This window comes from Hymenobacter terrenus, from assembly GCF_000972495.1.
Taxonomy (GTDB): Bacteria; Bacteroidota; Bacteroidia; order Cytophagales; family Hymenobacteraceae; genus Hymenobacter; species Hymenobacter terrenus.
In genome coordinates this window covers 13,856-32,333 of the sequence record NZ_LATM01000025.1, presented here as the reverse complement: position 1 = coordinate 32,333, position 18,478 = coordinate 13,856, and the positions used below count along the sequence as shown (strand labels likewise).

The following is an 18,478-nucleotide window of genomic DNA, read 5'->3' as shown; positions in this document are numbered from 1 at the left end:
AATACTTAGGCAGAAGGCCACATTGCTCGTAGCAATGTGGCCTTCTAATTTATGAGCCCGGCTCACACTTTTTTAGGGCTCCCCTTTCTCCGACGATGCGACGCTGTTAGAATTTCACTCCCACTGAGACCAGATAATTCCGGGTGGCCTGGGGGAAAAACCAATTAAATGTTTCCTGGCGGCCACTAGCGCCAAGGTAGCTGTAGGTGTATCCGTTGGCCACATACTCGCGGTTGAGCACGTTGTTTACGAGCAGGCCCAGCTCGATTTCCTTCATAAAAACCGGGTGGATGGCGTAGCGCAGGCGGAAATCCAGCGTCTGGTAGGGCTTGAGGCTGCGGTTCTCGTTGGTGGAGTTGTCGAGGTGCTGGCGGCTTACGGTTTTGAGCAGAAGGGCCAGACGCAGGCCTTTCACGGGCTGGCCTTCCAGAGTGTGAGCCGATACGACCGAGGGTGAATAGGAAATGGTGGAGGTGCGCGGCGCGGCCACCACAGGCTCGTAGTTCTCGTCGTACACCACGTCGCGGTAATCCAGAATCTGGTTTTGGCTCAGCGTCAAGGTACTGCTGAGGCTGATTTTATCATTGGCCGAAATGAAGCCGGTGAGTTCCACACCCCGGCGGTAGCTGCGGGGCACGTTGGTCCGCAGCGGAGTGCCCACGTTATTGAGCTGGCCGGTGGCCACGAGCTGATTGCGGTAGTTCATGTAGAAGCCGTTGACTTCGAAGCGCACGGAGGTACTGAGCCCTAGCAAGCTAAGGCTGGCGCGAGTGAGGCGGTAGCCACCCTCGAAGTCGTGGAGGCGCTCAGCGCGTGCGGCTTGGTCGCCGGCGGGGCGGTCTGTAAAATCGGCGCGCACGGGCTCGCGCTGGCCTACGGCGAAGCTGGCGTACAGTTGCTGGTCCTCGGCGAGGGCGAAAGTCGCGCCGGCTTTGGGGTTGAAGAAGGTGTAGCGGGCGCGGGTGGTCACGTCGTTCTGTTCGTCTTCCACGCCGCTGATGCGGTAATCGATGTGACGCACCTGCACATCGCCATAGAGGCCGAGCGTGGGTAATACTTGCCAGGTGGCGCGGGCGTAGGCGTTGTAGTCGGTTTTGGTGGCATCGTTGAAATAGTAGCGCTGACCAATGCTGCTGTTGGAAGCGTATTGGGCCCAGATAATTTCGCCGTAGTGGTCGTTGTCGAAGCGGTTCCACGCGCCGCCGAGGGTGGCTTGCAGCTTGCCTTCGCGGGGCTGATAGTTGAGGGCAAAAGTGCCCCCGTAGAAATAGTTATCCAGCCATTTGCGGTCCACGAGGTCGGTACGGGTGAGGGTGTCCACGCCAATGATGACGTTATTCAAGCCGTAGTTCACGAATTTCTGGCCGGCCCGGTAGCTTTCGTAGTAGCCAAAGCCCCGGGTGAGGTGCAACGCGGCCCCAATATTCCAATCCTGGCCCAGGCCCTGCGAGAGGTGCAGTTGGTAGTGGTTTTGCTGGTAGTTATCGGTTTGGTTGTCGTAAGTATAGTAGCTGTAGCGGCGGCCTTCCCGGAGCACCCGCGCCGCGTCGGCTTCGGATAATTCGCCGTTGTCGAGGTAGGTTTGAAGCTGGGCCCGGTTGCCGGTGAGGGCAGGTTCAGGCACGCCGTTCCAGGCCTGGTAGGTTTTCTCGCGGCCCGAGAAGGTGATGAATTTCAGCAGCGTGCTTTTGGCCTGGTAGCCGGCGGCGAAGTAGTACGACTTCAAATCGGAAGCGGCCCGGTTCATGTAGCCGTCGGTGGCAATGCGCGAGAGCCGGCCATCGACCGTGAAGTGCCCGTTTATCAGCCCCGTGCCGAACTGCACGTTGCTCTTCCAAGTGTTGAAAGAGCCGTAGGTGTTCTGGCTTTCGGCGTAGGCCTCGCGACGCACGTCGAGGGTTGAGATGTTGATGCTGGCACCGAAGGCTGCGCCGCCGTTCTGGCTGGTACCTACGCCGCGCTGCACCTGCAAATTGTTGATAGAAGAGGCCAAATCCGGCAGGTTCACCAGGAACGAGCCGTGCGATTCCGCGTCGTTCAAAGGCACGCCGTTGATGGTCATGTTGATGCCCGTATTGCTCGTCCCCCGAATGCGTATATCAGTATAGCCCACGCCCGTTCCAGCGTCGGAGGTTACTACCACCGAAGGCGTCTGGTCGAGTAGATAGGGCAAATCCTGGCCGAAGTTGCGTTTAGCTAGGTCCTGGCGCCCAAGGTTGGTATAGGCGGTGGCCGTACGGTCGTTAGCGCGGGAGGCTGTCACGAGGGCCTCACCGGTAAGCACGCCTCCGGGCTGGAGCCTACCATTGAGCCGCTGCTCGGCGGCCTGCCCCTGCACCCGGCGCACCAGCGGCTCGTAGCCCAGGAACGTGATGCGTAGCTCGTGCGCCCCGGCCGGCACCACCGGCAACGAGAAAGTACCAGCGGCATCGGTAGTGCCGCCAGCCGCGGCGTCGAGAAAGATGGTGGCGCCTGGAAGCGGCTCGCCCGTGCGGGCATCAGTAACGGTGCCGGACACGGGGCCTTGCGCCCATGCCGGCGGGGCAGTCAGCGCCAGCAGCGCCGCCCCCACGAGGAGTGTGGTTTTCAAAAAAAGAGTGGGTAAAAAATGGAACGCGCCGTCGCCCCAGGGGTCGGAGCGGCAGCGGAAACGTCCGCGGATTGTTTGTTCCCTTCGCCGGCATTACCCGGTTCAGGTTCGATGGGTATCATCTCAGCCGACCTTCTTTCGAAGGGCAGCACCCCTAAACATGGCCCAAAGGTAATACCCAGATGCCATTACCGCCGTAGAGGCCACTGCCAGGGTCTAAGTGAACCAACGCGGGGCTTGCCGGTTTGCTGAACGTCAGTTAATTTAGTGACGTCGGCCGGCGCAACGCTGGGCTCAGCGCCTACGTTGTAAGTTCCCCACCGCTTCAGCTGCTTTTGTCATGTTCAGCCTCGTCTACGCCGTTGCTTTCTGCGCTTTTTTTCTGTTCGTGCTGGTGATACCGCGCCGTCGTCGTGCCATGCCTCCGCCCCCGCCACCCGATAGCGACGACGATGGCGGCGAACCGCACGACCCCGGCCTGCCCGACCTGGACCTGCCGCCCGGTATCTCGCGGCCCATCAATGATTGGGAGCCGGAGTACAATAAGCGGCGCATTGGCGTTTAACTTCTTCGCACTGCCGGCTCAAAGGTCAGGCTCAGCTACCAGGGCACGCGCCATGCGCACATACGGAATGGGGCCTTTGTAGAATGGCTCGCCCTCCGGCTGCATTCCAAACCGGGCATAGAAGCCGGCACTGTCCTGCCGAGCATCGCACCAAATTTGATGCGCACCCCGTGCCCGCGCTTCTCTGAACACCCGGCGCAGCAAGACACTACCGATGCCCTGCCTCTGACAATCGGGCCGGGTGGCAAATTTGCGAAAGCGCGCCGCCTGGCCTTCCACAAATAAAGAGATGACGGCCACCAGCTCGTCGTGACGAAAGGCCCCGAAGTGGTAGCCAGTGACGTCGTTTTCAATTTTCACATAGTCCAGCTCCTTATCCGGCCACAACACTTGGTGGCGCAAGGCGTAAGTAGCAGTGGCCGAAATAAGGCGGATATCGGGGGCACTGGTCATGGGCTTACATCAGCGGCGCGGCACATTACCACCTTCATCCAAAAATATGCGGAACTCAGGCCCTAGCCTACTTCAATAGTGTAGGATGCCGAAAAAACCTGCCCTGGCTCTAAGGTAAGGATGCCTTCTTTTTCGCTCAGCTCGCCTGGCTCACCGGCTGGACTGGCGATACCGTGCCACGGCTCGACGCAGACGAAGCCCGCTCCCTGCCCTTTGGTCCAGAGGCCGAGGTAAGGAAAGCCATCGAATTGAAAGCGTACGAAGTGCGGCGATTTGCGCGAGCGCAGGGTGAGGCTGGTAAAATCGTAGTGCTTGAATACCAGGGCGTCATCGGCAAACAGCTCGTAGCTGAGCGATAGCTGCTGCTGCTCGTTGAGCACCGGCGCGGTTTGGCCCGTGAGCAAACCGCCTTGCAGCAGGTGGCGTTCCAGAGTAACGGGGTGGTCAAATTCGAAAAAATAGTCTTCGAATCCTTCGCTTGGCAGCAAGGGGCAGCGCACGGCCGGGTGCGCACCAATGCTGAACAGCAGCGGCTGGTCGGGAGCCGGGTTGCGCACATCCCAGCGCACCGTGAGCACCGTATCGCGGAGGGTGTAGGTGATGGTAAGCTCGAAAGCAAAAGGGAAGACGGCGCGGGTGGTTTCGTCGTGCTGCAGCCGGAATACTAACTCAGTGGGGCTTTGCTGCACCACGGCAAACTCCTGGTCGCGGGCGAAGCCGTGCTGCGGCAATTTGTAGTCGCGGCCCTCGTAATAATACGCATCATCGGGCAGGCGGCCCACCAGCGGGAACAACACCGGCGCGTGACGGGCCCATACGGCAGGGTCGCCGGGCCAGAGGTATTCGAGGTTGTTGGTCGGGGTAACCAAGCTGATGAGTTCGGCGCCGTGGGCGGCAAAAGTGGCACGGCACTGCGGCGTAACCAGCGTATAATGGTCGGGGTGAGTAGGCATAGGTTTCTTTTGCGGACGAGAAGGCTGCTCGGCGGTGCGCAACAGCTCATCAATCAAGAACCGGGCTTGGGCGAAGCGGCGTTCCCCACTGCCGGAAATCTCGGCAAAATTGGTCATCCGCTCACGTAATTCCCGCTGGTAAAGGTTGTAGAACTGCTGACGCAAGTGGGGATGTTCGCGCAGGGGGTCGGGCTCCCAAGGCAGGTCGATGCCCATGAGCAGCACCAAGTCGTACTGCCGCTGCACCAAGGAATTTATTATCCATTCTGGGCAGGAGCCAAAGGAATGCTCAGCCCAGATTTTTATCACCAGCAAGTCGCTATCAAAGAAGACGATGCGACTAGCATGAGCTTCGGCTTTGGCCTCGGCCGCCAGCTGGCCGCGGGCTATTTCTTCGAGGTCTTCGATGGTGTAGTGAGGGCCGGAGCCGGCCAGATATTCGCGGGCAAACTCGGGGGCGAACGAGGTGCCGTAGTGCGCCGCCAGCTGGGCAGCCAACGTCGATTTGCCCGTGGATTCGGGGCCGGTAAGGGAAACGCGCAACAACTTGGGAGACGGAAAGGACTTTGTGGAAGGAGGTGGCATGCTAAAACGGCCCAGCAACTCATCATCGGGTAAAATAATGAGCTGCCTTACGGCCCGCTTTATTGCACAAAGGTGGCACTATTCGGCACATTTGCAGCACAGCACCAATTTTTTACTGACTTTGGTACTAATCAGCCGTCGGCGCGGGTGGGCGGGCGGCGGCCATCAGCTCACGCCGCCACTGCCAGTACCCATAGGTGGCCAGCACCAAAAACACGGCGTAGAGTGCACTGGTGAGGTACAAGTGGCGGTGCCAGTACATGCCCACGTAAGCCACATCGACCCCAATCCACAGCAGCCAGTTTTCGATGTTGCGGCGTGACAGCAGGGCCTGCGCTGCCAGGCTGATGGCCGTGGTGGTGCTGTCCCAGTAAGGTAGCGCCGCATCGGTACGACTAAATAAAAAGCCGGCGCCTACCGCATACAACAGTCCGGCGGCGCTCAGCCAGAGTGCTACCCGCCGGGGCGTGTGTGTGATGGGCAGCGTGGGGGCGGCTGGCGCATCGGGCGTGGCGGCCCCGCGCAGCCATTCTACCCAGCCATAAACTGACAATGCGATAAAAGCCAGCTGCAAGCCGGCATCTGAATAGAGCTTGACTCGCCCAAATACCACCAAATAGAGTCCGCAGCTGATAATGGCCACCGGAAAGTTCCAAACGGAATTGTGGGCTGCCAGCCACACGCAGGCTATACCGGTGACTACACCGGCCACTTCCAGCGGGTCGGCCGCTTGCGTGGCAGCCCAGGCCGCCGCCAGAAAATCGAAAACAAATAACGCAGTTACCACCAGCAAAAAGGATGAAGCCGCAAGGTAGGCGCGGCGGGCCTACTTTTGCTGTCTTACTGCATGGCAATGGAAAGCATCCCCATCGAAATCAGCGCCGAAGAACTCCACCGCCGCCTACAAGCGGGCGAAAATTTTCAGCTAGTGGACGTGCGCGAGCCCGAAGAGTACGACTACTGCCACCTGCCCGACAGCCTGCTGCTGCCCCTGGGCGAGGTGCCACGCCGTGCCGACGAAATTCGCGCCGATGGCCCAGTGGTTCTTATTTGCCACCACGGCGTGCGCTCGGCCCAGGCGCTGGGCTACCTGCGCCACCGTTTGGGCCGCACCAACGTATTGAACCTGCGCGGCGGCGTAGCCGCCTGGGCCACTCAAGTCGACCCGGATTTCCCGCGCTACTAACGCGCTTAATGGCCAGTGGCGCGGAGACTTTGCTCCGCGAAGGAACCGCAGATGTTGTTCAACCAAACACGGAGCAAAGACTCCAAGCTACTGCCGATGTCCAGCTTCTTTCTTATTGCCGATAATTTAGTGAATCCGGCCGGTCCCACGCTGGCCCAACGCCTGGCCTGGCGTGAGCGGCCGGTGGGGGCGCCGCTCCTCCGCCAGGAGTGGGGCGACTTGCTATTTATGCACTGGCCGGTACCCGCCGCACTGCTTCAGCCGCACTTGCCTCCGCGGCTGCAAATAGATATTCACGATGGCACGGCGTGGCTGGCCATCGTGCCGTTTCGGATGTCGAAGGTGCGTACTCGCGTCAGTCCGCCGGTGCCGGGGGCTGATGAGTTCTTGGAGCTAAACGTGCGTACCTATGTGCACCTGGATGGCGTGCCGGGCGTCTGGTTTTTCTCCCTCGATGCCACCAATGCGCTGGCCGTGTGGCTGGCGCGTACGTTTTTCAACTTGCCTTATCTGCGGGCGAAAATGCGGATGGAAAGTCCTAGTGCACAACTTCGCCAGTTCACGGCTGAGCGTACGCACGCAGGCTTCCCGCCCGCGCAGCTCCGGGCCACCTGGAGCATTGGCTCGCCCCTGCCTCCCGCCGAGCCCGGCTCGCTACCGTTTTTTCTCACCGAGCGCTACTGCCTTTATACTAGCAACAAGGACCAAACCAAGCTCTACCGGGGCCGGGTAGCCCACACACCGTGGCCGCTGAGTTCAGCGCAGGTGCTGCACTACGAATCGTCGTTGATTGAAAGCCACAGCCTGCCCACGCCCACCGGACCACCCGTGCTGCACGCCGGCGGCCCAGTGAGCGTGGAGCTGTGGCCAATGCAGCGGGTGTAATTTTGGTTGGTGAACCCTACTTTCGTCCTGCCGCCTCTCCCCGACTTGCCCATTCTCGCGGCGCTGCCTGCCCTGCGGGCGGCCCTTGCGAACAACGCCCGCGTGGTGCTGGAAGCCCCGCCCGGCGCGGGCAAAACCACCGTCGTGCCTCTGGAGCTGCTGGCCGCCGAGTGGCGCAACGCCGACGATAGAATACTGGTACTAGAGCCGCGCCAGTTGGCCGTGCGTGGAGCCGCCGCCCGCCTGGCCCAATTGCTGAACGAGCCCGTGGGCCGCACCATCGGCTACCGCGTGCGGCTGGATAGCAAGGTGAGCAAGGATACCCGCGTCGAGGTGATTACTGAAGGGATTCTGACCCGGATGATTCAGGATGACCCGGCGCTGGAAGGCGTGGCCGCCATCGTATTCGACGAGTTTCATGAGCGGAGCCTAAACGCCGATTTGGGGCTGGCCCTAGCGCTGGATGCGCAGACAGTACTACGACCTGAGCTGCGCATTCTGATAATGAGCGCCACGCTCGAAGCCCAACGCCTGGGCCAGTGGCTGCCAGCGCCGGTAGTATCGTCGGCTGGTTTTTTGTTTCCGATTGATACACATTATCTCGACCCGCGCCGGGCTTCGGCCCTGCCCAACAAACCTGCCGAGCGGCTCGCCGAGTTAGTGCCGGCCCAGGTGCGGGCCGTCCTGAGCACCCATGCCGAGGGCGACATTCTGGTATTTCTGCCGGGGGTGGGTGACTTGCAGCGCAGTGCCCGCAAGTTGACTGATTCGCTGGCCGATAACATCGACCTACACTTGCTGCACGGCGAGCTACCGCTCGAAACGCAGGACGCCGCCCTACGCCCCGCCCGTGGCGGTCGGCGCAAGGTCATTCTCGCCACCAGCATTGCCGAAACCAGCCTGACCATCGAAGGCGTACGGGTGGTGATTGACGGCGGCTTTGCGCGGGTGCCGCGCTTCGTGCCGCGCACTGGCTTCACCACCCTCGAAACCGTACCAGTGGCCCGCGCCGCCGCCGACCAGCGTCGGGGGCGCGCCGGCCGTCTGGCTCCCGGTACCTGCTACCGCCTTTGGACTGAAGCCGAGCACCAAAATCTCCCCGCCCACCGCCCACCCGAAATCCACACGGCCGACCTCAGCGGCCTGGTTTTGGAGTTAGCTCTGTGGGGCACCACTGACCCCACCAGCCTGCGCTGGCTCGACGTGCCCCCGGCAGCAGCGTTTGCCCAAGCCCGGGAGCTGCTGTTGCGACTTGGCGCGCTGGTAGTAATTAAAAAGGATGTAGAGAATGCCTTGGCCTTGCTTGAGGAGTCCAGCGTTAACGAATCCGCTCCTAATTTATCGCTAAAGCCTACCGGACACGGCCGGCAATTGGCAGCGCTGGGCTTGGCACCCCGACTGGGTCATTTGGTGGTGCGCGGTCAGGAATTGGGCCACGGCGCTACGGCGGCAGCATTAGCCGCCTTGCTAGCCGAGCGCGACTTGCTGCGCTGGGCCACCCCGACTGACACGCGCCCCACTCCACCCGACCTGCGTCTGCGCCTTGAAGCACTAGCCAGCGACCGGGCGCCCTTGCCCGGCCTGGCGCTGCACCACGCCACACTTCAGCGCGTGCGCGAGGTTGCCCGCAACCTCACCAGCCGGTTGAACAAGCCAAGCCAGCCAATTAGTCACTCGCTATCTGAGTCTCCCGCTGGCCTGCTCACCGCCCTAGCCTACCCCGACCGGCTGGCCCAGCGCGAAACCCACGACCGGCTGCGGCTCGTGACGGGCCAACGGGTGAGCTTGAATACAACCGATGTCGACCCCAACGCGGCCTTTTTTGCGGTGGCACACTTGGCTGGCACGGCATCGGCACCGCGTGCTATCCTAGCCGCCCCGCTGAGCCAGGACGAATTAGAGCTGGCCTTTGCCGAGCAGATTATCACCGCCGACGAAGTGCGCTACGACCCCACCGCGCAACGGGTAACCGGCCGACGCGTGCGCCGGCTGGGGGCCTTACTACTTGCCGAAACCGTCATTGGCCAGCCAAATCCTGAATTAGTAGCCAAAGCCCTGCTAGCCTATTTGCAGGAAGCAGGGTTAGGTAAACTGAACTGGACGCCAGAGGCCCGTCAGCTCCAGCAACGGCTGGAGTTTCTGCGGCAGCACTTGGCTGCGGCTGGGTCAGAAAGCGCCCCGCACCCAACAACCGACCATGATGAAGCAACCATTCTAACCTGGCCCGCCTATGACGATGATACGCTGACCCGGGAACTGGCTCAGTGGCTGGGTCCGCACCTCACCGGCTTCAAAACCCTGGCCGATGTGCAGCGCCTCGACCTGACGGAGCCATTACTGGCGCGCCTGCCGGGTGGCTGGAACCAACGCCAAACGCTCGACCGCCTTGCCCCCGCCGCGCTGGAAGTACCCAGTGGCTCGCACATTACGCTGGATTATAGCGACCCAGCCGCGCCGGTACTAGCCGTGAAGCTGCAAGAGCTTTTTGGCTTGACCGAGACGCCGACCGTGGCTGATGGGCGCGTGCTGCTGCTCCTGCATCTGCTTTCGCCGGGTGGCCGGCCGGCCCAGGTCACGCGTGATTTGCGCAGCTTTTGGGAACGAGGCTACTTCGAGGTGCGCAAGGATTTAAAAGGCCGCTACCCTAAGCATCCCTGGCCGGATAAGCCCATGGAGCATATTCCTACCAGACTTACGAAGAAGCGGCTGGGCATGTAAGGCTGAGCCTGACAGACTGTGATTCAATCCAATACTTAGCTAAACGGTACAAAAAAATATTTAGGAAACAATTTAGTAATACTAAGTAACAATTTAGTAACTTGGAGACATGAAACACGTCTCCTCACTGCTATTGTTGGTACTGCTCAGCTTGAATAGCCCGGTCCGGGGCCAGGGCGGTGGGGCTCCCGTGGGCTGGCTTAGGCTGAGCGCCGATGCTCCTCTGCGCGGCCGATGGAGCTTATACTCCGAGCTGGAAACCCGCCAGGGCAATGCGCAGCTGGGTGCCCAACAACTAGGACGCCTGGGTTTTCGCTTCCGTGTAGCTCCCAGTTTAAGCCTGACGACCGGCTACGTGCTGGCTGCCAACGAATACGACACCGCGGATAACACCACCGCTCCCGAACACCGCTTTTATCAGGAAATAGCCTTGGCCGATGTCAGCGGCTCCGTACGCGCCAGTCATCGCCTGCGCGTTGAGGAACGTTGGCTACGCCTCAGACCCGAAACCGCCTTTCAGTTTGCCCCGCGGCTGCGTTATCAGTTGCGGCTGGTGGTACCGCTGCACTCGGGCGGGCGGCTGCCAATTGGCGGATTATTTATTGTGGCAGCCAACGAAATATTTGCGGAATTGGGCTCCCGTGAAGGCCAGAATTTCCTGGAAGAAAACCGGGCCAGCGCCGGCTTTGGCTACCGCATGAGCCGCCGTGCTACCGTGGAAATGGCTTATCTTCATCAGAGCCAAGCTGCCGGAGTAGCTGGGCAGTCGCTAACCCGCAACGCGGTGCAGGTGAGTGTAGCGGTGGCTACCCCCAGCCACCTCTGCCTTGTGCGCCGCTAGCCCGCCAGGAGACAAAAAGCTGGAAAATAGCCCGACTTTGCTAGCTGACTTTCTGCGATATAACTTTGTATAGAAAGCAGAAATTTCAACCCTCATATGCAAGATTCTACGCTGACTTCCTCCGTCATCCCCGGCGACAGGCTTACACCGGGCTGGCTCAAAATTGTCTGGCTTTACTTGATGCTGACCCCAGCCCTGATTTGGGGCTGGTCCAGCTTGTCGGGCTCGCGCAGCCTAGCCTCGGTCCTGCTTACTGTGATTACGGTGGGGTTTGGGCACTCCATTGGCTTGCATCGGGGTATCATTCACCGCTCATACCGCTGCGCACGGTTTACGCGGGGGCTGCTGGCGTACTTGTTTGTACATACAGGGTTGGGCGGCCCGCTGTCGTGGGTACGGGTGCACTACTTCCGCGATTATTGGCAGAACCGCATCGACTGCCCTGCTTATTTCCGCTACGACCACTCCATGGCGAAGGACTATTACTGGAACTTGCACTTCGCCTTGAAATCGGGCGACATCGGCCGCTATGAGATTCCCGACGAAGACCTGCACGACCCCTGGCTCGTTTTTTTGGAGAAGACCTGGTACTTGCATGTGTTGGCCGCAGCGGGCCTCATTTGGGCATTTCTCGGATTCGAGGCCATGATAGTCTGCGTGCCCTTGCGCATCAGCATCACCATCCTGGGCCATTGGTTCGTAGGCTTCGTGTCGCACAAATACGGCTATGCTCGCTACGATATCGACGACGCCACCGAGCACGGCTACAACAACTGGGTGCTGGGCGCGCTCTCATTTGGCGAGGGCTTCCACAACAATCACCACGCTCACCCTAGCTCTGCCAAAATGAGCACCGCTTGGTACGAGTTGGATTTGGGCTGGTACTTAGTGGCCATGCTACGCGCCGTTGGCTTGGTGTGGGACGTGCAAGTAGTCGGCCAAACACCCACCCAAAAAGCACGGGCCAAGGAGCGCACGTTCCGCTGGCACTGGCCCTGGCAGGACTAGTGCTGACTTTTCGGCTAGCGCATTTCGTTGTCATCCAGGAAATTTTTTCCGTCGGTGCGGGGCGAGTAGTGCCGGTGCAGCCAGCGGCTGAGGCCGCTAAGTCCCGGCAGTAACACCCGCTCAGTGATGTTAGCCTGGTCGAGCTTGTCGCGCACCTCCCACTTGAGGCCGGCAGGAATGATGATGCGGAAATACAAATCCGGCCGGTCCGTCAACCAGTCGTGCAGCACGCTTTGGGCGGTGTTCATCAGCGAGAACAGCGCGTACTGATGCACAATGCGGGCATCAAGGCTGGGCGGCTCCAGAAACAGGACGTATGGCTCGGCTTGCAGCTCTTCCAGTTCGCGCAGGCTGCTGCTCACGGGCAGCAGCAGCTCGGAAGTGAAGACGTTGGAACCTTCCTGTTGTAGTGCCTGACGTAGGCGTTGGGGCAGGTGCTCCGCCGCCTTCACGTAGTTCAAGGCCCAGATAATGCCGTCTTCATCGTAGGCATTCAAATCATCGGTGGCGAAATGCAGGGCCACGTAGGGCGAATACGTCCAGTCGAGCAAGCGGGTGGGCAGGCCGTGGTGCTGCGCCAGCGCCAGCCAATCCCAGGTGCTAGCCGTTTGTCCGGTCATGGTGGTATCGCGGGCATACTTCCGAAAATTGCGCAGCAAGTGGTGCTCCAATTGATGGTATTCGCCACCAAGGCGCTGCAAGCTAGTATCGAGCTGGTAGTGGCGCGAGCGGCCCCCACGGTAAACAAACGGCGACCGGAACCGCTCGATACGCCCATCCCAGGTACCCTGGAACAGCAGCCGCTGCAGGTCTTCCCAGGAGGTGGCTTCGTGGTCGTTGACGGAAAGAGGCATGAATGAAGACGGAAATGAGGACGCAAGAACGGCAAGCTTCCCTCCTTACCAAGGAGTCGCGCCAGCGACAATAGGCGCGGTTGCGGGCGCTGAACGATGCGTGAACGTCGTAGTAATCATCGTTCGGGCATTGTTCAACGATTCAACCACCCCAATTTTCGCGGCGCGAAAATATCCCCTCCTTGGTAAGGAGGGGAGTTTATTGTTCTTACGGCTCTACTTACTCGCCGGCTGGAAAGTCGGCGGCGTCGCCCATCTCGGCATACTGTTCCAACTCTTTGCTGAGAGCCGCAAACTTCTCACGGGCACCTTTCACCGCTGCTTTTCCGAGGGGTAGGTGCAGGGGCGGCTGCTCCATTTGCACTACTTCGTACATGGCATGGGCTGCGCGCACGGGGTCGCCGGGCTGACGGCCGCTGTAGCCCTGAATAGCGCGGATGTTTTCGCCCACCGTAGCCTGGTAATCCTCAATCTGCGTGTTGGCAATAGTGGCCGACTCGCCTGCCCACTTGGTCCGGAAGCCGCTGGGCTCAATATTAGTGACGCGAATCCCCAGCGGTGCCAATTGTAGCGAAAGGCTTTCACCAATAGCTTCCAAGGCAAATTTCGACGCATTATAAATGCCCACGCCCGGAAAAGCGCGCAGCCCACCAATGCTACTGATATTCAGAATATGGCCACTACGCCGCTCGCGCAAGTGCGGCAGCACCGCCCGCAGCACGTGCAACGCACCAAACACATTCACGTCGAACTGCCGCTGCACTTCTTCGGCGGGCACTTCCTCAATGCTGCCCATGGAGCCGTATCCCGCATTGTTTACAACGACGTCGAGGTGGCCAAAATGGGCAATAGCCTCGGCCACGGCCGTTTTTACCTGGGGCTCATTGGTCACGTCGCACACCACGCCCAGCGTGCGCCCGGCTTCTTTGGCAGTGAACTCGGTAGCTTGCTCGGGCTTGCGGAAGGTGGCGGCCATGCGGTCGCCTTTTTCGAGCAGATAGGTAGCCAGGGCCTCGCCGAAGCCGGATGATGCGCCGGTGATGAACCAGGTTTTAGAGGTAGAGTCAGCCATAATTGAAAGAATTGAATTTAGGCTGTTAAGACTGTGAGAATCCAGAAAATGTTTGGCCAGAAAATGCACTATCAAGTTTAATAACTTCTCACCGCTTCGAGTACCAAAGCGGTGAGAAGTTGGCAATCTGTCGTTTATTCTATTGTAATATTTTGCGTACTTATGCCTTCAGTACCCACGGCTTGCAGAACATAGCGGCCGGGAACCAAGCCGGTAGTGGACAATGTGGCCGTAGCGGAGTGCGCCGGCACGGCAGCCCAGCTGATACCAGATTGAGCCGAAGCTGTGTGGGACCCTACTGCATTAGCTGACAGGAATAGCCAAAGGCTAATTTTTTTCACTGAGGGAAACTGGGGTGAGGTCTGAAAAAATTTAAAATCTACTTTGAGTGGATAGGCCTAAACACCCGCTGGCTGATTGACCGATACTTTTATATCAAGCTATAACCAGATTACTCAACAGAGCCGCCCGTTATCTAAAGGGTTGCCAGTTCACACATCCATAATATGCTCAGATAGGCTCAGGAGGGATAGATTCGTGCTGCCAGTGTCGCACACTGTCATTGATGTGTATTTTCTCTGAACTGTGCCGTTTTTCAACGTAACTTTGCCCGGCAATAGGTTTTACCCCAAAACTTCTTGCTATGGCGGATTCCGCACTTCCCAAAATTGCCTTCGAGGCCCTCACCTACGACGACGTACTGCTGCTGCCGGCATACTCCGAGGTTTTGCCCCGAGACTGCGACACCGGCACCCGCCTCACCCCCAACATCCGGCTGCAAACCCCGCTGATTTCAGCTGCCATGGACACCGTTACGGAGTCGGACATGGCCATTGCCCTAGCCCAGGAAGGCGGCCTCGGCATCATCCACAAAAACATGTCCATCAAGTCGCAGGCCGAGCAGGTGCGCCGCGTCAAACGCAGCGAGTCGGCCCTGATTCAGGACCCCTTCACCCTCCCGCCCACCGCTACCCTGGGCGACGCCCGGCAGCTCATGCGCAAGCACGGCATCGGCGGCATACCCATTATTGCCGATGACCGCCGCCTTGAAGGCATCCTCACCAACCGCGACCTGCGCTTTGAGCGTGACCTCAGCTTACCGGTTACCACGGTCATGATTCCGCTGGCACGCCTCGTCACAGCCCCCGCCGGCATCGACCAGGCCGAAGCCGAGCAGTTGTTGCAAGACAGCAAAGTAGATAAGCTGCCCTTGGTTGATAGCCAAGGGCACCTGGCCGGCCTGATGACCTACAAAGACATTCGCAAGCGCCGCCGGGCTCCGCACGCCAGCAAGGACCGTCAGGGCCGCCTGCGCGTGGGGGCCGCCGTGGGCGTCACCTCCGACTTGCTCCACCGCGTAGCCGCGCTGGTCGAAGCCGGGGTCGACCTTGTCAGCCTCGACACAGCCCACGGGCACTCCAAAGGCGTAGTGGATGCCGTGCGCAGCATCAAAGCCGCCTACCCCAACCTTGATGTGATGGCGGGCAACGTAGCCACCGCCGCGGGCGCTCGCGCCCTGGCCGATGCCGGAGCCGACTGCGTAAAGGTGGGCGTGGGACCGGGCAGTATCTGCACCACCCGCATCATTGCCGGCATTGGCGTGCCACAACTCTCCGCCGTGCTCGAAGCGGCGCGCGGCCTCGCTGGCACGGGCGTCACGCTGGTGGCCGATGGCGGTATCAAGTTTTCGGGCGACATCGTGAAAGCCCTCGCTGGCGGGGCGGCCGCCGTCATGGTGGGCTCGCTGCTCGCCGGCACCGAGGAAGCCCCCGGCGAGCTCATCATTTACGAAGGCCGCAAGTATAAATCGTACCGCGGCATGGGTTCGGTGGAGGCTATGGAAGACGGCAGCAAGGACCGCTACTTCCAGGATGCTGAGGACGATGTGAAGAAGCTGGTGCCTGAGGGCATCGTAGGCCGGGTGCCGTTTAAGGGGAATGTTTCGGAGGTGATCTACCAGCTGGCGGGCGGACTGCGGGCGGGCATGGGCTACGTGGGCGCCACCAACATAGAGGCCCTGCAAGCGGCGCAGTTCGTGCGCATCACCGGCGCGGGCCTGCGCGAGTCGCACCCCCACGACGTGCAAATCACTCGTGAGGCCCCAAATTATTCGAGCCGGTAGATTTGGAAAAAGGATGGTTTGTGGCTCAGCGAGTAGCGTCGGTTTAAGGCCGAATTTGCTAGCTGGGCCCAACCCTCATCCGGGCAGTTAGGTTTAGGTAGCCGATTGTATCTTGCATGCCGATTGAGCGTCGAAGAAGACGCGGCGGGCTGGTACGCTTGCGATATCCCTAGGTTCTATCTGTGCCTCAACGCTTTACCTTATCATTAATATCGCTTAGCCTGCTTAGTTGGGCTCTGCTGTTGCTCAGTGCGCTCAGTCACTCGGGGGCTGGCCCTTGGCTAGGCACTTGGCCGGAATGGGCCACTCAACTGGCTCAGGGTGTCTTTGTGCTGAGTATTTTTCTGTATTATCGCTACCGGCCCACGCCGCTGGAGGGCCAGGCTTTCGTTCGGCTGCTGCGGCAACTGTTGATGGGACCGGGCCTGCTGGCGCTGGCCTGCGTGGGCCTGCATTTGCTGGAGCGGCTAGCAAAAGACCAGCCCGTCTTTGGCAGTAATAGCCTGTTTTTCAGCAGCGTTTACACGCTCAATCTGGGATTATTTGTCATCTTTCTAGCCCGTACCAATTATGCGTGGCGGGCCTTGGTGCTGTTCCGGTCCTCGGCCCGGCTGCAGCGCGAATGGACCGTATTTGAGATACTACTCGGGGCCACCCTTTTGTTTCGACTGGGCGGCATCAATCCTCCCGGCTACATCGGTATCCCGATAGTAGTGGGGCTGGGTTTGTATGGCATTTACCTCAGTGGACACCAAAAATGGGTGGCTTATCTCAGCCAGCGCGAGAAGTGGCGGGCCGTACTCCTGCAGGCGGGCCTGTTGCTGGGGGTACTGATATTCGTGCAATACTTCCGCCTTACGCAGGCTGACCCGCAGCTCATCGCGCCACAGCCGCAGCACGCTTTCTTGCTGCTGACGGCTTTCTTCTCGGCGTTCTATGCCCTGATGGGCCTGCTGGTCACGTTTTTCAATTTGCCCATTGCGGATATCATCGAGCAGCGGCGCAATGAAATCCTGCGCTTACAACGCCTCACCCAAATCATTCAGCGCGGCCAGACTTCGGTGGAAGTCTACCATATTCTGCTCGAGTCGGCGGTGCAAACCGTGCAGGCCGATGCCGCCTGGCTCGACCTCGACCCCAGCCACGCCCGTGTCGATGTTAACGAGGCCACTTTCTACTTCAACTTAATGCCTGATCAGGCTGGTGAGCTGCGTGAGCGGTTGGGAGAGAACAACTTGCCCGAAGGCGACTTCATCACCAACGACTTGCAGCTGCGGCCTGGTTTTGTTGGTTCTCCACAGCGGTTCCGCTCATTGCTGCAGCTGCCTATGCGCGGCCTGCACTACAACTACGGGATGCTGTACTTGCTCAAGATTGAGCCCCACACCTTCGACCGCGAAGACCTCAATATTCTCCAGACCTTTACCAGCCAGGCTGTGCTCAGCATCGAAAACCTGGAGCTGGTGCGCACTTCCCTGGAGAATCAGCGCACCCAGGAAGAGCTGAAAATTGCCTCACAGGTGCAGGAAAGCCTTATCCCAAAGAATCTGCCTACCGACAACTGGTTCGAAATCAGCTCGCACTCGTTAGCGGCCAAAGAAGTGGGTGGCGATTTCTACGACTTCCTGCACCTGCCGGGCCGACGCTTGGCCGTCATCATTGGCGACGTGAGCGGCAAGGGCGTGACGGCCGCCTTCCACATGGCCCAGATGAAAGGAATCTTTCATTCGCTGATGCAGGAAAACCCGCTGGCCAAGAACGAGCGCGACAAGTTCCCGGCACCCAGCAAGTTTATGGCCCAGGCAAACGCCGCCTTAGTTCACTGCCTCGAAAAGTCGTCGTTCATCACGTCTTCACTTTACATCATTGATTATGAGCAAGGTGGATTTGTGTACGCTCGCGCCGGTCATTGCCACACCCTGTATTACCACGCCCTGCGGGAGGAAGTCTTTTACTTTGACTCGGCCGGCCTGGGCCTCGGCATCATTCGCAACGAGAGCTACGAAAAGCACATCAAAAACCAGTTTTACGATTATAGCCCGGGCGACGTAATGGTGATTTACACCGACGGCATTGTGGAGGCTCGCGGCGAAGGCGGGGCCGAATACGGCGAAGACCGCCTCAAGCTGCGATTGGAAGAAAGCTACTTCCAGAGCGCTGAGGACATCAAATCCTTTATCCTCGCCGACCTCAACGCCTTTACGTACGGCTATCCTATCCACGACGACCAGACTTTGCTCGTCATTAAATTCAAGTCGGCTCAACCCCTTCCGTTGCCCTGACGTATCGCCCTCATTATGAAAGTCACTGCCCAACCCTCCGCCGATACCCTCACCCTCTTACTCGATGGCGAGCTTGATGCCAGCTCTGCTATCGTACTTGATACCGAACTGGCCAAACCAGACATCCTTGAATATCGTAAAGTACTGATTGATTGTGCCAAACTCAGCTATATTTCCTCAGCTGGCTTAGGCGTATTTATTTCGCACCTTCAGCGTTTTCAAGATGCAAATGTGAAGCTGGTTTTCTTCAACATGCAGGAGAAAGTGTTTAATGTGTTTGAGATACTGGGCCTAGATGCACTGATGACCATTGTGCCCAGTGCCACCGAAGCTGAAGCCGCCTGATAATAATTATGAGTTATGA

General features: G+C 59.5%; 15 protein-coding genes and 1 riboswitch. Of the genes, 9 read left to right on the top strand and 6 right to left on the bottom strand.

Features of this window, described 5'->3' with window-relative positions; translation table 11 throughout:
• Window positions 1-106: 106 nt before the first annotated feature.
• Window positions 107-2,590: a TonB-dependent receptor gene (locus tag WX88_RS21130; RefSeq protein WP_046246407.1), complete on the bottom strand. Its 2,484-nt coding sequence runs from the start codon at window positions 2,588-2,590 to the stop codon at window positions 107-109.
• A gap of 60 nt (window positions 2,591-2,650) precedes the next feature.
• Window positions 2,651-2,756: riboswitch (TPP riboswitch) on the bottom strand.
• Window positions 2,757-2,930: 174 nt separating this feature from the next.
• Between WX88_RS21130 and WX88_RS21125 the strand changes: the two genes are divergently transcribed.
• A complete protein-coding gene (locus tag WX88_RS21125; protein ID WP_156176325.1) occupies window positions 2,931-3,155 on the top strand; it encodes a hypothetical protein in 225 nt (74 codons plus the stop codon).
• 18 nt (window positions 3,156-3,173) lie between these two features.
• On the opposite strand, the gene WX88_RS21120 is transcribed toward WX88_RS21125, so the two are convergent.
• The 3 genes from WX88_RS21120 to pnuC all read right to left on the bottom strand — a co-directional run bounded on the left by WX88_RS21120 (window position 3,174) and on the right by pnuC (window position 5,933).
• Entirely contained in the window at window positions 3,174-3,608 is a 435-nt protein-coding gene (locus WX88_RS21120; RefSeq protein WP_046246406.1) for a GNAT family N-acetyltransferase, read from the bottom strand.
• Between the two features lie 62 nt (window positions 3,609-3,670).
• On the bottom strand, window positions 3,671-5,104 hold the full coding sequence (locus WX88_RS30975) for an aldose epimerase family protein (protein WP_231590763.1): 1,434 nt from the start codon (window positions 5,102-5,104) through the stop codon (window positions 3,671-3,673).
• Window positions 5,105-5,273: 169 nt separating this feature from the next.
• Window positions 5,274-5,933, bottom strand: a complete 660-nt coding sequence (gene pnuC / locus WX88_RS21110) for a nicotinamide riboside transporter PnuC (RefSeq protein WP_197076884.1) — start codon at window positions 5,931-5,933, stop codon at window positions 5,274-5,276.
• 66 nt (window positions 5,934-5,999) lie between these two features.
• Between pnuC and WX88_RS21105 the strand changes: the two genes are divergently transcribed.
• The 5 genes from WX88_RS21105 to WX88_RS21085 all read left to right on the top strand — a co-directional run bounded on the left by WX88_RS21105 (window position 6,000) and on the right by WX88_RS21085 (window position 11,784).
• The gene (locus WX88_RS21105) at window positions 6,000-6,332 is read left to right on the top strand and encodes a rhodanese-like domain-containing protein (protein ID WP_072053070.1); all 333 of its coding nucleotides are present in this window, start codon (window positions 6,000-6,002) and stop codon (window positions 6,330-6,332) included.
• 96 nt (window positions 6,333-6,428) lie between these two features.
• Window positions 6,429-7,217: a YqjF family protein gene (locus tag WX88_RS21100; RefSeq protein WP_197076883.1), complete on the top strand. Its 789-nt coding sequence runs from the start codon at window positions 6,429-6,431 to the stop codon at window positions 7,215-7,217.
• Between the two features lie 9 nt (window positions 7,218-7,226).
• On the top strand, window positions 7,227-9,935 hold the full coding sequence (gene hrpB / locus WX88_RS21095; RefSeq protein ID WP_231590762.1) for an ATP-dependent helicase HrpB: 2,709 nt from the start codon (window positions 7,227-7,229) through the stop codon (window positions 9,933-9,935).
• Between the two features lie 109 nt (window positions 9,936-10,044).
• Window positions 10,045-10,776 carry a DUF2490 domain-containing protein gene (locus WX88_RS21090; RefSeq protein WP_046246405.1) on the top strand — a complete coding sequence of 244 codons (732 nt, stop codon included), beginning with the start codon at window positions 10,045-10,047 and terminating at the stop codon, window positions 10,774-10,776.
• 96 nt (window positions 10,777-10,872) lie between these two features.
• Window positions 10,873-11,784 (top strand): fatty acid desaturase, encoded by a 912-nt coding sequence (locus tag WX88_RS21085; protein ID WP_052732939.1) that lies wholly within the window; start codon window positions 10,873-10,875, stop codon window positions 11,782-11,784.
• A gap of 14 nt (window positions 11,785-11,798) precedes the next feature.
• Here WX88_RS21085 and WX88_RS21080 read toward each other — a convergent pair whose 3' ends face one another.
• Together WX88_RS21080 and WX88_RS21075 are read right to left on the bottom strand one after the other, a co-directional pair.
• Window positions 11,799-12,638, bottom strand: a complete 840-nt coding sequence (locus tag WX88_RS21080) for an FRG domain-containing protein (protein ID WP_046246404.1) — start codon at window positions 12,636-12,638, stop codon at window positions 11,799-11,801.
• A 220-nt stretch (window positions 12,639-12,858) separates the two neighbouring features.
• Window positions 12,859-13,710: an oxidoreductase gene (locus WX88_RS21075; RefSeq protein WP_046246403.1), complete on the bottom strand. Its 852-nt coding sequence runs from the start codon at window positions 13,708-13,710 to the stop codon at window positions 12,859-12,861.
• A 643-nt stretch (window positions 13,711-14,353) separates the two neighbouring features.
• On the opposite strand from WX88_RS21075, the gene guaB reads away from it, so the two are divergent.
• From guaB to WX88_RS21060, 3 genes are all read left to right on the top strand, one after another.
• On the top strand, window positions 14,354-15,832 hold the full coding sequence (gene guaB, locus WX88_RS21070; protein WP_046246402.1) for an IMP dehydrogenase: 1,479 nt from the start codon (window positions 14,354-14,356) through the stop codon (window positions 15,830-15,832).
• A 182-nt stretch (window positions 15,833-16,014) separates the two neighbouring features.
• Window positions 16,015-18,114 carry a PP2C family protein-serine/threonine phosphatase gene (locus WX88_RS21065; protein ID WP_156176324.1) on the top strand — a complete coding sequence of 700 codons (2,100 nt, stop codon included), beginning with the start codon at window positions 16,015-16,017 and terminating at the stop codon, window positions 18,112-18,114.
• 15 nt (window positions 18,115-18,129) lie between these two features.
• The gene (locus WX88_RS21060) at window positions 18,130-18,459 is read left to right on the top strand and encodes an STAS domain-containing protein (protein WP_052732937.1); all 330 of its coding nucleotides are present in this window, start codon (window positions 18,130-18,132) and stop codon (window positions 18,457-18,459) included.
• Window positions 18,460-18,478 lie beyond the last annotated feature (19 nt).

Coding starts and splice junctions, on each gene's coding strand:
- WX88_RS21125 (WP_156176325.1), top strand. CDS start 2,931: ATGTTCAGCCTCGTCTACGCCGTTGCTTTCTGCGCTTTTTTTCTGTTC.
- WX88_RS21120 (WP_046246406.1), bottom strand. CDS start 3,608: ATGACCAGTGCCCCCGATATCCGCCTTATTTCGGCCACTGCTACTTAC.
- WX88_RS21105 (WP_072053070.1), top strand. CDS start 6,000: ATGGAAAGCATCCCCATCGAAATCAGCGCCGAAGAACTCCACCGCCGC.
- WX88_RS21100 (WP_197076883.1), top strand. CDS start 6,429: ATGTCCAGCTTCTTTCTTATTGCCGATAATTTAGTGAATCCGGCCGGT.
- WX88_RS21090 (WP_046246405.1), top strand. CDS start 10,045: ATGAAACACGTCTCCTCACTGCTATTGTTGGTACTGCTCAGCTTGAAT.
- WX88_RS21085 (WP_052732939.1), top strand. CDS start 10,873: ATGCAAGATTCTACGCTGACTTCCTCCGTCATCCCCGGCGACAGGCTT.
- WX88_RS21080 (WP_046246404.1), bottom strand. CDS start 12,638: ATGCCTCTTTCCGTCAACGACCACGAAGCCACCTCCTGGGAAGACCTG.
- WX88_RS21075 (WP_046246403.1), bottom strand. CDS start 13,710: ATGGCTGACTCTACCTCTAAAACCTGGTTCATCACCGGCGCATCATCC.
- guaB (WP_046246402.1), top strand. CDS start 14,354: ATGGCGGATTCCGCACTTCCCAAAATTGCCTTCGAGGCCCTCACCTAC.
- WX88_RS21060 (WP_052732937.1), top strand. CDS start 18,130: ATGAAAGTCACTGCCCAACCCTCCGCCGATACCCTCACCCTCTTACTC.